The sequence below is a fragment of the Lactobacillus sp. UMNPBX6 genome (assembly GCF_002553975.1).
GTDB lineage: Bacteria > Bacillota > Bacilli > Lactobacillales > Lactobacillaceae > Lactobacillus > Lactobacillus gallinarum.
On sequence record NZ_PCZD01000044.1, the window covers coordinates 1 to 14,568 of the forward strand.

The 14,568-nt window shown below is 35.7% G+C and carries 18 protein-coding genes; 8 read left to right on the forward strand and 10 right to left on the reverse strand.

From position 1 onward, the window contains the following. The first annotated feature begins 322 nt into the window (after window positions 1-322). The gene (locus tag CP357_RS07510; protein WP_162606866.1) at window positions 323-1,318 is read left to right on the forward strand and encodes an NAD(P)/FAD-dependent oxidoreductase; all 996 of its coding nucleotides are present in this window, start codon (window positions 323-325) and stop codon (window positions 1,316-1,318) included. A gap of 9 nt (window positions 1,319-1,327) precedes the next feature. Continuing rightward, entirely contained in the window at window positions 1,328-1,978 is a 651-nt protein-coding gene (locus CP357_RS07515; RefSeq protein WP_025005164.1) for a VTT domain-containing protein, read from the forward strand. A gap of 12 nt (window positions 1,979-1,990) precedes the next feature. Here the strand turns inward: CP357_RS07515 and CP357_RS07520 are convergent, their stop codons facing one another. The 5 genes from CP357_RS07520 to CP357_RS07540 are packed head-to-tail and all read right to left on the reverse strand — an operon-like array spanning window position 1,991 to window position 5,708. Continuing rightward, entirely contained in the window at window positions 1,991-2,599 is a 609-nt protein-coding gene (locus CP357_RS07520; protein WP_098036973.1) for a TIGR01906 family membrane protein, read from the reverse strand. Further along, complete coding sequence (locus tag CP357_RS07525) at window positions 2,596-3,375, reverse strand: TIGR01457 family HAD-type hydrolase (protein WP_025005166.1); 780 nt, start codon at window positions 3,373-3,375, stop codon at window positions 2,596-2,598. Before CP357_RS07525 ends, CP357_RS07520 begins: the two co-directional genes overlap by 4 nt. Further along, entirely contained in the window at window positions 3,375-3,998 is a 624-nt protein-coding gene (locus tag CP357_RS07530) for a YutD family protein (RefSeq protein WP_098036974.1), read from the reverse strand. The genes CP357_RS07525 and CP357_RS07530 overlap by 1 nt, the downstream gene beginning before the upstream one ends. After that, on the reverse strand, window positions 3,982-5,373 hold the full coding sequence (locus CP357_RS07535) for a bifunctional UDP-sugar hydrolase/5'-nucleotidase (RefSeq protein WP_098036975.1): 1,392 nt from the start codon (window positions 5,371-5,373) through the stop codon (window positions 3,982-3,984). Before CP357_RS07535 ends, CP357_RS07530 begins: the two co-directional genes overlap by 17 nt. A gap of 14 nt (window positions 5,374-5,387) precedes the next feature. Beyond that, window positions 5,388-5,708: a hypothetical protein gene (locus tag CP357_RS07540; RefSeq protein ID WP_025005169.1), complete on the reverse strand. Its 321-nt coding sequence runs from the start codon at window positions 5,706-5,708 to the stop codon at window positions 5,388-5,390. A gap of 93 nt (window positions 5,709-5,801) precedes the next feature. Between CP357_RS07540 and CP357_RS07545 the strand changes: the two genes are divergently transcribed. Further along, on the forward strand, window positions 5,802-7,172 hold the full coding sequence (locus tag CP357_RS07545) for a glycerophosphodiester phosphodiesterase (RefSeq protein ID WP_098036976.1): 1,371 nt from the start codon (window positions 5,802-5,804) through the stop codon (window positions 7,170-7,172). Window positions 7,173-7,219: 47 nt separating this feature from the next. Here the strand turns inward: CP357_RS07545 and CP357_RS07550 are convergent, their stop codons facing one another. Next, on the reverse strand, window positions 7,220-8,221 hold the full coding sequence (locus CP357_RS07550) for a substrate-binding domain-containing protein (RefSeq protein ID WP_098036977.1): 1,002 nt from the start codon (window positions 8,219-8,221) through the stop codon (window positions 7,220-7,222). A 145-nt stretch (window positions 8,222-8,366) separates the two neighbouring features. Here CP357_RS07550 and CP357_RS07555 point away from each other — a divergent pair, with 145 nt between their 5' ends. Beyond that, window positions 8,367-9,473, forward strand: coding sequence for a Xaa-Pro peptidase family protein (locus CP357_RS07555; RefSeq protein WP_098036978.1), 1,107 nt, complete (start codon window positions 8,367-8,369; stop codon window positions 9,471-9,473). Between the two features lie 65 nt (window positions 9,474-9,538). Here the strand turns inward: CP357_RS07555 and CP357_RS07560 are convergent, their stop codons facing one another. Together CP357_RS07560 and CP357_RS07565 are read right to left on the reverse strand one after the other, a co-directional pair. Next, window positions 9,539-9,907, reverse strand: coding sequence for a hypothetical protein (locus CP357_RS07560; protein WP_025005173.1), 369 nt, complete (start codon window positions 9,905-9,907; stop codon window positions 9,539-9,541). Window positions 9,908-9,924: 17 nt separating this feature from the next. Beyond that, window positions 9,925-10,350, reverse strand: coding sequence for a DUF948 domain-containing protein (locus CP357_RS07565; RefSeq protein WP_003627742.1), 426 nt, complete (start codon window positions 10,348-10,350; stop codon window positions 9,925-9,927). A gap of 129 nt (window positions 10,351-10,479) precedes the next feature. Between CP357_RS07565 and CP357_RS07570 the strand changes: the two genes are divergently transcribed. Further along, a complete protein-coding gene (locus CP357_RS07570) occupies window positions 10,480-11,331 on the forward strand; it encodes a mechanosensitive ion channel family protein (protein ID WP_025005174.1) in 852 nt (283 codons plus the stop codon). Between the two features lie 37 nt (window positions 11,332-11,368). Here CP357_RS07570 and CP357_RS07575 read toward each other — a convergent pair whose 3' ends face one another. Continuing rightward, on the reverse strand, window positions 11,369-11,989 hold the full coding sequence (locus CP357_RS07575) for an XTP/dITP diphosphatase (RefSeq protein ID WP_025005175.1): 621 nt from the start codon (window positions 11,987-11,989) through the stop codon (window positions 11,369-11,371). Next, window positions 11,989-12,792 carry a glutamate racemase gene (murI, locus tag CP357_RS07580; protein WP_098036979.1) on the reverse strand — a complete coding sequence of 268 codons (804 nt, stop codon included), beginning with the start codon at window positions 12,790-12,792 and terminating at the stop codon, window positions 11,989-11,991. Before murI ends, CP357_RS07575 begins: the two co-directional genes overlap by 1 nt. A 76-nt stretch (window positions 12,793-12,868) precedes the next feature. On the opposite strand from murI, the gene CP357_RS07585 reads away from it, so the two are divergent. The 3 genes from CP357_RS07585 to CP357_RS07595 form a co-directional block, all read left to right on the forward strand. Continuing rightward, window positions 12,869-13,282 (forward strand): YslB family protein, encoded by a 414-nt coding sequence (locus CP357_RS07585; protein WP_087176015.1) that lies wholly within the window; start codon window positions 12,869-12,871, stop codon window positions 13,280-13,282. Between the two features lie 104 nt (window positions 13,283-13,386). Beyond that, window positions 13,387-13,758, forward strand: coding sequence for a large-conductance mechanosensitive channel protein MscL (gene mscL, locus CP357_RS07590; protein WP_025005178.1), 372 nt, complete (start codon window positions 13,387-13,389; stop codon window positions 13,756-13,758). A 149-nt stretch (window positions 13,759-13,907) separates the two neighbouring features. Next, on the forward strand, window positions 13,908-14,568 hold a 661-nt coding region (locus CP357_RS07595; RefSeq protein WP_143468737.1), incomplete at its 3' end, for a transposase.

Genomic DNA, 14,568 nt, shown 5'->3' on the forward strand with positions numbered 1-14,568 from the left:
TTTTATATTTTATCAAATCTCAAATCCTTTGTCAAGAACTTTTTTGATTTGTTTTCTGCCGCCTTGGCTCTCGCCTGACGACATTTAAATATATTACTCGTTTTGCTTTAACTTTGCAAGTCTTTTTTTCAAAAACTTTTTTTTAAAGCTCTCAAGCTCTTCGTCATCTCTCAAGACGACTTTATTAATATATAATACTTAACTTGGTTTTGCAAGTATTTTTTTATTAATTAAATCTGTCCTTCAAAAGACGACTTAATTAATATACCTTAGTCAACAGATTTAAACAAGTACAAATTTTAAATGATTATTGTCTTAAATCATGTTAAAGTTGATACATCAACACTTAGAGGAGGTTTTAAAAATTAAAAAAGTTGATCTCGCAATTATAGGTGCCGGTCCTGTTGGATTATTTGCAGCTCATTTTGCTCACTTGCATGGCTTGTCTAATTTAATCTTCGATTCATTATCTGAGGTTGGTGGTCAGCCCCAAATGCTTTATCCATTTAAACAAATTAGTGACATCCCTGCTTATAATACAATCAGTGGAACAGCCTTAATCCAAAATTTAAAATCAGGTTTACCAAAGGAAACCGAAATTATTACTAATCATAAAGTTAATGATGTTAAAAAAAGCGACGACGGTTTCATCTTAGATGATATGGTATTAGCCAAAAGCATTATTATTGCTACAGGCGCAGGAGCATTCAAACCTAAAGAATTACCATTGAAGATGAATGAAGATATTCAAAAAAGAGTCCACTACTTCATTAAAGACCCTAAAGATTTTGCCAACCAAAAGATAGGCGTCTTCGGTGGAGGCGATTCTGCTCTTGATTTAGCAATTGAATTAGCAAATTATACAAATGTCAAAATTATCCATCGTCGTAATGAATTCCGCGGTCTTGAATCCAACGTTAAAAAGCTTCGTTCTTTAGCAAACGTCGAAATTTTAACTCCCTATCTTCCAAAGGACATCCAATTAGTTAATAATCAATTGGATATAACTCTTAAAGGTATGGGTGATGTTCAACCACGCCATGAGCAGTTTGATCAAATTATTGTCGCTTATGGTTTCAAAGCTAATAATCGTTTTGTAAAAAAATGGGGAATCGAGCTCAACGGAACTAATATTGCTGTTGATCCAACGATGAAAACCAACATTGATGGAATCTATGCTGCTGGAGACGTAGTAAGCTATCCTGGACGGGTTCCTCTAATTGCTTTAGGTTTTGGAGAAGCTCAAATCGCTATTACTTCTATTATGCGTGATCTATTTCCAGAAAAAACTTTAACCATTCACTCAACTAGCATTTAGGAGAAAGAAATGACTTTAATCGATTTTATCTTACATATTGATGACCACTTGGTCACAATCGTTAACCAATTTGGTGGTTGGTCTTACTTGATCTTGTTCGCCATCATTTTTATTGAAACTGGTGTAGTTATTTTCCCATTCTTGCCAGGTGATTCACTTATCTTTGCCGCTAGTGCGATGGCCGCTAACCCAAAATATGGTTTAAATATTTGGCTAATATATTTAATCGTTGCCTTAGCTGCCATACTAGGTGACACCGCCAATTATGAAATTGGAGCATGGTCTACTAGAGCAGGTGAAAAACACAGTTGGTTCAATAAATTAATCAATCAAAATAATCGACTAGCTGCAGAAAAGTTCTTTGAACGCCATGGTCCAATTACAATTGTGATCGGAAGATTTATTCCATTTATCCGGACATTTGTCCCCTTTATTTCTGGCGGTAGCAAAATGCATTACGGTAAATTTATTGCTTATAATATTATCGGTGGTTTACTTTGGACAGGATTATTTACTGTTATCGGATTCTTCTTTGGTAACATCCCTGTAGTAAAAGATCATTTCTCAATGATTGTAATTGCCATCATCCTGGTTTCAGTTGTTCCAATTGCCATCGTAGCTTTGAAGAAAAAAATCTCACTCAAAAAAGAGTTCCACTAATGGAACTCTTTTTTATCTTCGTAACAACTTTTCAGCAAAATATAATTCGTAAATAATCCCGGCTACTGCAAAACAAGATGCAAAAAAGCCTTCGGTTAACACATTGATTATCGGATCAGTATTCGGATCGAATAACCAATCATTGTTGTTAAACAACATGTGGTGAAAAATTATAAAAAAACTATCAAAATTGGTTACTGCAAAAGGAAATACTACGATTGGCAATAACAATAAAATAAGTGCTGCAGATTTATCCAAGCTAAGCAGCGCTTTTTTTCTACGCTTTTTAAAAACAAAATACAGCATTAAACAAACAATAAATACGAGTACAGCAAAAACGAATAATTGCTTACATTCCGCAAAATGTTCTGCTGCATTAGCGGATGTGGGAAAATTATCCATTTTAAGCCGCTTTTTAAAGGGCCAGATCAAATAAATCATCAACTGGTTATAATTATGCATTACTTGAAATAAAGACATGTGAACAGTCTCATATGTCTTTTGTACCAGCATAAAAATAAACAAAAGCGGCCAGCTAGCGACAATAGCTCCCACTACACTACTCGAAATGGCAAACAAAAAATGATATATCAGTCCAAAAAAATTATCTTTTGTAATCATAGTTCGAATTCGTCTAAGTTATCAACCACATACGTTGGTTGGCGTTTGCCAACAATATCTTCTTTTTGAGTTACACCCGTCAAAGTTAATAATTGATCTACATCACTATTAAAACCTGCTTTGATATCAGTATCGTAGTTATCACCTACTAGTAAGGCATCATCTTTAGAATATCCTACTTTAGCTAAAGCCTTTTTTACGATGATAGATTCTGGTTTACCAATGTATAACGGATCTACCCCACTAGCCGCTGCAACAAAAACGCACTGAGATCCATTGCCTGGGATTAATTCATCCCCTGTAGGCAAATTCATATCAGCATTAGTACCAATAAAAGTAGCCCCGCGTCTAATCGCTCTTGAGGCTACACGAACTTTATGATAAGTCAAATCCTTGTCCATCCCGACAATAACGTAATCAGGATTTTCCTCATTAAGTTCAAATTCAGGATGCTGCAATAGCTCTCTCCATAAGCCGATTTCGCCAATGATGTATAAACCGATCTTTTTATTTGAATGATCTTTATTCTGACTCAAAATATAACTGGCTGTCGCCATACTTGGCGTATAAATATGATCAGTATCGGTTTCTACCCCGTGTCTCTTTAATTTATCGACCACCATTTGAGGTGTTCTAGTCGTATTATTGGTTAAAAATAAATAATCTTTTTTTTGCTCAATTAAACGATGAACAAATCTTACTCCTGATTCAACAGTATCCTTGCCACGATAAACTGTCCCATCTAAGTCAATTAAAAATACCCGGTAATCTTTCACTAGTTTCCCTTTCTTTTCTTAATAATAAAAGAATGATGACGTCCAAATTCTTTTTTGACTGCAATTGACTGCTTCTTTTTAAATTTGGTTTGATGAACTCGACGCTTCTTGAATGGATTATTTTCAGTTTTACGATATCCCTTGCCGTGACGTCGACGTGAGTGGAAGCGATCATTCTTACGATTACGTTCACGTTCATAATGCGGTTTGCGCGGTCTTTGATGTGAATAATGATGAGTAGGATTAGTTAATTCCAAGATAAAATACGGCCCACCCGGATTACAATATTCAGTTAAATAATCTACGATCGCCATCTCTTTTTTATCAATCGAAGTGCGAGCTTCATCTTTATAAAAGCCTTTTAAGCGCAGGTGGTCACTTGAAACATCCCCTACTAAATAATCATATTGATCCAAAAATGGATCATATTTTTTACGGAGCATTTCTAGATCGAGCGCATTCCGTTCATTAGTGACAATTGTATATAACTGATCATTAATTTTTATACTTTTACCATCCTGTGCTACGTTAGCAAGCGGATGACGCAAAGGCTGCTCTTCTTCAAATTTATTTACTTTTTCCTCTGCGCTTTTTTCTGAATTAGTTTTATTTTTTTCTGTCATTTACTTCACTTCTCGATGATAGTGGGTATATTTTAGCTAAATAATTGCCAACAACTTCACGCAAAAATTGAGGGAATAGGAATTCATTTTCACCAACAATAGCTAAAGTCGGGAAGAATGGCACTAATACATAGTGATCAAGGCAAGCGATTTGATACTCTTCTTCTGGATCAATCTCATGACCATTGGCATAAACGATTCGCTTACGAGTATCTACTTTAATTCCCTTGTAATACATTTGCCCAAAGATCTTGCCTCTAAAGCTCATCCCTTGCAAATGAAAATGATCCAAATAATGGCGATTCTTTTCAATTTCCATTACTAAACGCCAAAGATCGCTGCCTTTTAAGGTAGAACGCACAACATGCATAGGATGTGGCAATGCCTTTTGCAAATCATACTGAGTTAAAACTCCACTCTTAAATGGGGTCAAAAATAATCCTGAACTCAAAATTGCTAAATCTGTCTTGGCAAAATTAGCAATCGCATCAAGCGAAACTTGAACTGCCGCAATTTTGTCATCATTAAATTTTTCAGGCAGCTTAGCTACTTTATGTTCAGACAAAAGTTTTTGACCTTTATCATAGTAGCCTTGAATAACTGCCTCATCTTCTGGCATTTCTGGCATTGAAGCTGTAGGAATCGTATCAGGTACGATTTTAGTTACATGGTGGTTTTCGAGTTCAACATGAATATCGCCAACGTAATTACCCCATTTTCCAGTTTGAGTAATCCAAGTATGTTCAACTTTTTCACCATGAGCTAATAGATCATGACTGTGACCACCAACGATCAGATCGATTTGCGGATAATTCTTGACAAGCCAGCGGTCCATCTTAAGTCCTACATGAGTAATCAGAATCAAAACATCATATTGATCCTTAATTTGAGCTAATTGTTGATCCATTGCATGACCTAGCATTTTGACATGCCAGTGATTAGGACCATAAGTCATGGGATATGCTGCAGTAAGGCCGATTAAAGCAATTCGCGTGTTTTTCTTGGTTTTAATAATTTTATGACCCACTGCCCATTTAGGCATGGATTCGTCTTCTTCACGCAAATTAGCCAAAATTACTGGGAAATCAGCATGATCAAACAATCTTTCTAACACCCAGTGCGGATTAGATATTCCTTCATTGTTGCCAATCGTGATCGCATCATAGTGAAAGCCATTCATTAATTTAATATTAGCTTGGCCTTCAGTTGCATCGGTTAAGGGATGCGAACGATCCATAAAGTCACCGGCATCAAAAGTATAAACTTCATCAACTGAAGTATCTGCCTGAGCCTTTTTTAAATAGCGCCCAATTTTAGGAAAGTGTTCAAAATGTGAGTGTAGATCATTAGTATGTAAAATTCGCAAAGTTTCCATTTTTGTACCACTTTCTATCCAATTCGATTGGCCTTCAATATCATGTGATAAGCATCCAAAATTTTGCCTTTAGGTTTATCCCATTCTACCCACTTAGGATTTTTCCAATCATCTTCATTAGTCAATGTCTGCAAATCATAAGTATCATTGATATATTTTTCATACTCAATTAATGCAGTAGTACGCGGAATATTCAACTGTAATATCCGTACTTTTTTAATTTCACCATGGTCCACCGCTAATTCAGCAATTCCATTTTGATCAATATTAGAAATTTCATAATAACGACTACCATCATTTCTGGTAATCTCTTCAATTAAATCCAATTGTTCCATCAATTTCACCCTTTTGGAATAACAGAATCATACTATAAATAGAAAAAAATGTGTAACCATGCTATTGTTAATATGCGATAGAGGTGTACACATATGAAATTTAAAAGCCAACTATTTTGGGCTCTTTTTTTTAGCTTAATCTTTTTAACAACAAGTGGTTTTACTGTTGTTGGTCACCGCGGCGATCCCATCAAGTATCCTGAAGAAACTATTCAGTCTGATGATTCTGCCTTCAATTCCGGTGCTGATTACGTCGAACTCGATCTCCAACTTTCCAAAGATGGAGTTTTAGTCATCTCTCATGATGACGACCTTGAGCGAGTCACTCATACACATGCAATTGTATCACAAAATAACTTTGAGACACTTAAACAGCTAAAGTATGATAATGGCGAACACGTAATGTCGCTTAATGAATTATTTGAGCATTATAAAAATAAACCTAGCGCCAAATTTGTTTTAGAAACCAAGATTGATCATAGTATCAACCCATCTTACGAATTAGAAGATAAAATTGCTGCAGTAGTTAAGAAGTATCATATGCAAAAACGCATCATGATTCATTCATTTTCTGCAGCAAGTCTGTTTCATTTTAGAAAAATAATGCCTGATGCTTATTTAATCTTCATTGTAGGTAGCTTAAAACGTATTAACTTCAGTATTTTGCCTCAAGTAAATGCCGTAAACGCCGCTTCTGACATTGTTCAAGATCATCCCTTCTTAATTCACTGGCTCCACAAATTGCATAAACAATTATTTGTCTGGGCAGAAATGGATGAATCACCTGCTCTTTGGCATTGGTTAATTAATCGTAATGTCGATGGGGTCGTTACCAACTTCCCCGCTACTGGGTTTAAATATAAATTAGCCAAAAGTGGTACTAAAAAATATGCTATCAATCGAACAGGAATCTATTTTGGTAAAACTAAGACCCCTACTATGATGAATCCCTATGTCCGAATTAAGGAAAAGAAATACGTTCGACCTAACCAAAAAGTTAATGTAACTTACGGCGTGCGAGTCGACAACAAATTATACTATCAGATAGCAGAAAAAACTTTTATTTCAGCGGAATTCGTCAACTTAGATTTACGCCGTAATGATATTGCACCTTATGAAAATAAAAAAATAATTGCTAAGCCTAACACTAAAGTAGCAATTTATAGTTATCCTGACAATCAAGCAAAAACAAAGAAATTCTTGCCTGCTAACACATTATTTAAAATTCAAAACTTTAATGGCGGTCCTAAGAACATGTGGCTTTACACCAAGAAAGGTTGGATTAAGGCTGATCAAATACTTTTCTACGGCTTTTTCAATAAAAAAGCTTTTCAGCAATATAACAACTTGCCACGAGTAAGCAAATACACGAACTTAGTTTTATTGCCTTTCAATCCTAATAAATTAATCTTCACATCAACTTATTGGCAAAAGCGAAAACAAATTAATCAAATTATTCACTAAATTAAAAAAAAGCAGTTTTTATCAACTACTTCTTTTTTTGATACTTTTTATTGATTTAAAGTACTTTGTTTTTTAACCAATTCATATGGCAATTCAATATGAGTTTCGTCAACTTCTTCATTATTCATCAACTTAGTTAACATTCTCATAGCCACCGCACCCATATCATAAAGTGGCTGCTTGATTGTAGTCAAGGCTGGACGAACAACAGAAGCAAGTTGAGTTGCACTTGCAGTAACAATTTCCAAATCCTCTGGTATCTTCTTGCCTGCATCCATGGCTGAGTTCAAAATACCAACAGATGAAATATCACGGGTAACAATTACACCATCGATACCATCTTTAACGAGTTGTGGGTATAAATTGTAACCATCTGAATAATCCTTAACCCCGGTGTAAACATGTGGTTCACCCAGATTATTCTCTTTGATAAAGTCTTTGTATGCTGGAATTCTATTTTCACCATTTACCACTGCATCTTCATCACCAACCACGAGTGCCAAGTTCTTCTTGCCATCGTGCATTAATAAATTCAATGCTTCGGTATCAGCTTTCTTATAATCAATAGTTACGGATGCAAACTCGTCGCGATTATCCTTAGTCCCAGCTAATACTACTGGAGTATTAGCTCTCTTAAATGCTTCTGCAGCTTCGTTTGGCAAACGGTTTGACATGTAGATCACGCCATCTACTTGCTTATTAAGCAAACTTTGAATTACTTGATCTTCCTTCATCAAACGATTTTCAATACTGGTAATGATAATGTTATACTTGTATAAAAGTGCAATATCATCAATACCCTTAGATAATTCTGCAAAATATAAATTAGTCAAATCTGGGACGATTAACCCTACTGTAGTGGTACGCTTAGATGCTAAACCTTGCGCTACAGCATTTGGTTGATAGTGTAATCTTTTAATTACTTCAAGAACACGATCACGTGTCTCTTTTCTCACATTATTATTGCCGTTAACAACACGAGAAACTGTCGCCATAGACACCTTAGCTTCTCGAGCAACATCATAAATTGTAACTTCTTGTTTATGCATCGCTTATTCTCAGTCCTTCCGAAAAATCCTTCACCTTAATTTATCATTATTTTGCTCTAAGTGCAAACGTTTACAGATTTTCTTTCATTTTTTCATACAAAAACATGATATACTGACACTAAACTAACAAAAAAAGAGGCTATTTATGAACTTAGATAAATTACAACAATGGCTGCAAGATTCAAACAATGATATTGCATACATTTCTAATCCAATTACTATTTCTTACTTCACGGGATATTCTATGGATCCTCATGAACGTATCTTTGCTTTGCTCGTATTTAAAGATGCAGATCCTTTTATTTTCTGCCCTGCTTTAAATGTAGAAGAAGCAAAAGATTCTGAATGGAACGGTGACGTTTTTGGTTACCTTGATTCAGAAGATCCATGGGAATTAATTGCCAACAACGTAAGAAAGAGAACTAAAGATACTCACACCTGGGCTATCGAAAAAGACGATCTTTCCGTTGCTCATTACCAATACCTGCGCGGCGAATTTCCAAATGCAAGTTTTACTAATGATGTTTCTTCATTCATTGAAAGACTTCGTCTTTACAAGACACCAGAAGAAATTAAAAAATTACAAGGCGCTGGTGCCGAAGCTGATTTTGCCTTTCAAATTGGTTTTGATGCAATCAGAACCGGTGTGACTGAAAGAAGTATCGCTGGTCAAATTGATTACCAATTAAAGATTCAAAAAGGCGTAATGCACGAAAGTTTTGAAACGATCGTCCAAGCTGGTAAGAACGCAGCTAACCCACACCTTGGTCCAACTATGAACACTGTTCAACCTAACGAATTAGTTTTATTCGACTTAGGTACTATGCATGATGGTTACGCATCTGACTCAAGTAGAACAGTCGCTTATGGTACGCCATCAGACAAGCAACGTGAAATTTACGAAGTTGACCGCGAAGCACAACAAGCCGCAATTGAAGCTGCTAAGCCTGGTATTACTGCTGAAGAACTTGATAGCGTTGCTCGTGATATCATTACTAAAGCCGGCTATGGCGAATACTTCATTCACCGTTTAGGCCACGGTATCGGTAAAAATGTCCACGAATATCCATCAATCGTTCAAGGCAATGATTTAGTTCTTGAAGAGGGGATGTGCTTCTCCATTGAACCAGGTATCTACATCCCTGGCTTTGCTGGAGTAAGAATTGAAGACTGTGGTGTCGTAACCAAGGATGGTTTTAAGACATTTACACATACCAATAAAGACTTGAAGATTATCCCTGTTAGAGATTAATCTAAAATTTAGACGCAAAAAAAGCTGACATGACGTCAGCTTTTTATTTTGCGATGAATAATTGATTATTCTTCTGAATTATCTGGAGTTGAGGCAGTATTGTCATTTTCAGCATTGTTCAAATCATCAACTGATTTTTCTGCGTTATCGCCATCAGCAACATCATTGTCCTTGTTTGAATCATCAATAACGATGTCATCGAAGTCCTTTAATTCTGAATCATCTTCAACGTTCTTTGGGAATGAAGCTAATTGATTCTTAACGATTTCAGTACCATTGTCGTACTTCTTCTTCAAATCTTGAAGTTTATCGTTGTCTTTAATCTTGTTCTTAACATCATCAACTTGTTCATCACTAACAAGTAATGAACCTGCAATAAAGCCTGCTGCACAACCAGCTACAGCACCTAATACGAAACTTGCAAATTTTTTCATAGTGAAATCCTCCTTTATTAATTTTCACCTCTACGGCGTCTGCGTCTTGCAAAAGCAGTAGCCGCAATTGAAGAAACAAGACCAGCGTGACTAAAATGATTGCTACTAAAGCGTTTAGCGATCTTCTTTGAAGAATCATTCAATTCTGATACGCTCTCACCCAAATCAGCAGCAGCTTTTACTACTGGATCCAACGTCTTCATTTTACCATTAACATCGATCATTAGGTCGTTAGTTTGATCTAATAAATTATGAGTTTGATCCATCAGACCATCCATATCTTCAGAAAGCTTCTTCATTGATTCATTAGTTGTCTGAATAGTAGCACTTGTTTCTTTCAAAACTTTTGCTGTACGAATAAGCATAGGGATCGTAAATAATACTAAAATTAAGAATGCAATTGCGGCAATTAAACCTGCTAAAGCACCATAAGAAATTGTCATCTTCTAACTTCTACCTCCATATACCATCTAAAAAAAGTCTAGCATGAATATACTTTATTCTCAATTAATGTCTTGTTATTCTTTTATTATAACCTATTAAATTCAAGAAAGGATATTATAAAACTATTTATGAAAATACCCACATTACCTACTCATTTCAGTATGCATAAAATTCAGTTCAATTGGGACAAAATTGGGCAAAATTTTCTATCAATTATTTGGCAACTAGCCATTACTACCCTAATCTTTTACCTTTTATCCCACTTTGGTCACAAGATAATTAACAACTACTTGGCTAGACACAATACAATTAGAAATAAAAGGACTAAAACAATTACTGCTTTAATCAACAGTATCTTTCAATATACCTTGATATTCTTTTATCTTTTCGGTATTTTATCCATTATCGGCGTGCCAGTGGGAACTTTATTAGCCAGTGCCGGAATTTTCTCTCTTGCCTTAGGTATGGGGGCCCAAGGTTTTGTGAGTGATTTAGTTAACGGCTTCTTCATTTTAAGTGAAGACCAATTTGATGTCGGCGATACAGTTTCCATTAATGGTCAAGTCGGTACTGTAGATCAATTAGGTCTTAGAACCACTCGATTAAAAGCATCAGATGGTTCAATAATTTACATTCCTAACCGCAATATTACGATTGTACAAAATCTGGCCCATAATGCTATTGGACTAACTATTAATCTTGAATTAGATGCAGACAATGACTTTAGTCATATCACCAAAATTATTAAAGAGGTTAATAAATCAATTAAACCTGAAAAAGGCACCGTTTCTTCTGGCCCTTCAATTATTGGGGTTACTGGGCAAAATGGACGCACAGTTACCTATGGCGTTTATTTTAAGGTAAAACCTGAAAAGCAATCGATAGTTAAAAATTTATATTTAGGTAAATACATTCAAGCTTTGCAAAAAAATGATATTAAATTTGCAACAACTGCTAGTACAATCAAAACTAGCGCATAGAAAAAAGTGTTTAGAACGAAAAATTCTAAACACTTTTTTAATTGAATTGTTTTAGCCAATCAGGCAATTCTTGCAACAATTTTCTCACTGCATTACCACGATGAGAGATTTCATTTTTCTCATCTGTTGTCATTTGTGCAAAAGTCTTACCCTTTTCAGGAATAAAGAACAGTGGATCATAACCAAATCCATCTTCACCGCGTGGTGCAGCAAGGATCCGGCCTGAACAAGTACCTGAAACAACTAGATCTTTATCAAACTCACCTGGCATTGAAACAACGATCGTCGTCCAAAACTTGGCCGTTCTCTTTTCATCAGGTACACCGCCTAAATTAGCCAACAACTTGGCATTATTCTTGGCATCATTATGAGCTTCACCAGCATAACGAGCACTTCTTACGCCAGGTTCACCATTTAATGCATCAACCATTAAGCCTGAATCATCCGCAATTGTTGGTAACCCTGAAAATTCTGCTAACTCATGAGCTTTAATCTTGGCATTTGCTTCAAATGTTCTTCCACTTTCAATTGGATGAGGCGGATTATCTAAATCTGCATTAGTTTTAATTTCAACATCCACTCCAGCTCTTTTAAAAGCTTCCTTTAATTCCTTAGCTTTTCCTTGATTGCCAGTCGCAAATAAAATTTCCTTAGTCATTATAAATTCCTCGTATCTACTTGATGACTAGTCAAATCTGCTTGTCCTAAAAATCTTCTCCCCATTTCTGAGAATTTATCAGGATCTCCAGTGGTGTAGTATTCATGTTTTCCAGCTTGATCAGATGAACTAAATAAACCATCACGCCGCATAACATTAAAAGTATATTGTGCTACTTGATCAGCAGGATCTACGATTTGAATCTTATCACCTAATGCTTCCGCAAATTCATTTTGAATTAGTGGATAATGCGTACAGCCCAAAACAAAAGTATCAAAATCTTGACCCTTAAGTGGGGCAATACTGCGTTTTACCGCTGCTAAGTTTGTATCATAATCCTTTTGACTTTCAATGAGTGGAGCAAGCTCTGGCGCTGCAACTTCCATCACCTTGATATCAGGATCTCTGAATTTAATTTCTTTTTGATATGCATGTGAGTTAATCGTTACCGGAGTTGCTGCTACTGCGACTTTTTTATTTTTAGTCGTTCTAGCCGCAGCTAAACTACCTGATTGAATAACCCCGATAACTTGTTGTTCAACTTCATTTTGCAAAGTTGGCATTGCTACTGCAGTAGCTGTGTTGCAGGCAAAGATAATCAACTTTACTTTCTTTTGCAATAAAAACTTCACACTTCGGCGTGTAAGTTCAATAATTCGTTCACGACTTTTATCACCATAAGGCATATTGGCACTATCACCAATAAAAACAGTAGATTCGTGAGGCAACTTTTCAATTACTTTTTTAACAACTGTAAAGCCGCCAACACCCGAGTCTAACAATCCAATGGGACGATTATCCATAATAAAAACCTCTTATTAAGAAAAAATTATTTTCTACTCCTACTAGTTTACGGTAAAATAAAAAAGAATAAAAGGGATGAATAAGTTTATGACAGAAAACGCAAACGAACACGTATATTTTATTAATCAACTTTACCGTGACTTTCTTTTACCAACTATTTTAGGTGATGACGATGCCCCTATTCTTTATTGGGCTGGCAAAAGAATTTCACGTCACTACGACTTAAGCGATTTTGATGATTTGGTTGATTTCTTCCATATGGCTAAATTTGGTACTCTTGTAAAAACCAAAGAAAGAAGAGCCTCCATCACTTTTGAATTAAGCGGTCAAAATATCGAAGATCGTTTAGATAGTGATAGTAAAGAATTTTCTCTTGAAAGTGGCATGATCGCTGAAGCCGTTCAAAAAGAGACTGGCAAAACCACTGAAAGTGAAATTACTATCTTACCTAAAGAAAAGAAAGTTCAAATCATTGCTCGTTTCGGCTAAAAATTTAGCAAAAAAGATAACTTTTTTATAGACTATAATTTATTATTACTATATGCTTTACCTTAGATTAAAATATTTTTAGATTTAGATATAGGAGTAATAAAATGCTTAAGGAATTCAAACAATTTATTGCACGCGGAAACGTTATTGATTTAGCAGTCGGTGTGATTATCGGTGCAGCTTTTACAGCAATCGTAAAATCACTTGTTAAAAACTTAATCAATCCGCTCATCGGTCTTTTTATCGGTAGAATTGACTTGTCTAACTTAACTCTTAAAGTAGGAGAAGCTAATTTTAGATACGGAAGTTTTCTAAATTCCATCATCAATTTCCTTATTATTTCCTTCATTGTCTTCTTAATCGTAAAAGCCGTTAATAAATTTACGAAAAAGGAAGAAGAAGAAACTCCAGCTGCTCCAACTGAAGTAGACTACTTAAAAGAAATCCGTGATCTTCTTAAAGAAAAAGAAGCATAAAAATAAAGTGTCTGGGAAAAAACTAATTCCTAAGACATAAAAAAGAACGATGATTTCCTAATCGATTTCATCGTTCTTTTTATATACTTTAACTGCCTTCCTTGATATTATTAAATCACCACAATTTAAAAAGAAAGAAGGCAATCTCAATGTATCAAAATTATACCACAGGCCAAACGGCTTTAACACTTAATTTAGACTTTACTATTCCCAACAATCACTTGGCAACAGTGATCGGCTGGTTCGTCGATTCGATTCCAGAAGACGTCCTATTGGGCGATTCTGCCAAAACCGGGCGTCCGGCCTATCACCCTGCTATGATGCTCAAGATCTTGCTTTTTGCGTATTCTCGCAGAGTATTCTCAGGCAGAAAGATCGAACTGATGCTAGAAGAAAATCTACCAATGATGGTATTAGCTGAGCACCAGCAGATTTCATACCATACTATCAATAATTTTAGATCGAGCGACCACGCCAACGAATTGGTCAAGAAATGCTTCCTTTACTTTACGAATCTATTAGAGCAGGAAGGTCTAATAAACGAAGGGGCTATCTTCATCGACGGCACGAAAATCGAAGCCGATGCCAATCGCTATAGCTTTGTCTGGCGCAAGGCAGTTGAACAGTTTCATGAAAAGCTTAAAGCTCAAGCGGTTGAACTATATGATGAACTGATTGCCAAAGAAGTCGTCAAAGCAATGGAAAAAGAGAAAGTCCAAACCAGCCAAGGCCTAGCAGAGCTAGAGCAAGAAACCGAAGCTGAAATTGAAAAACTGACTGAAGAGATTGCCCAAGAGCCTAAAGCCATTC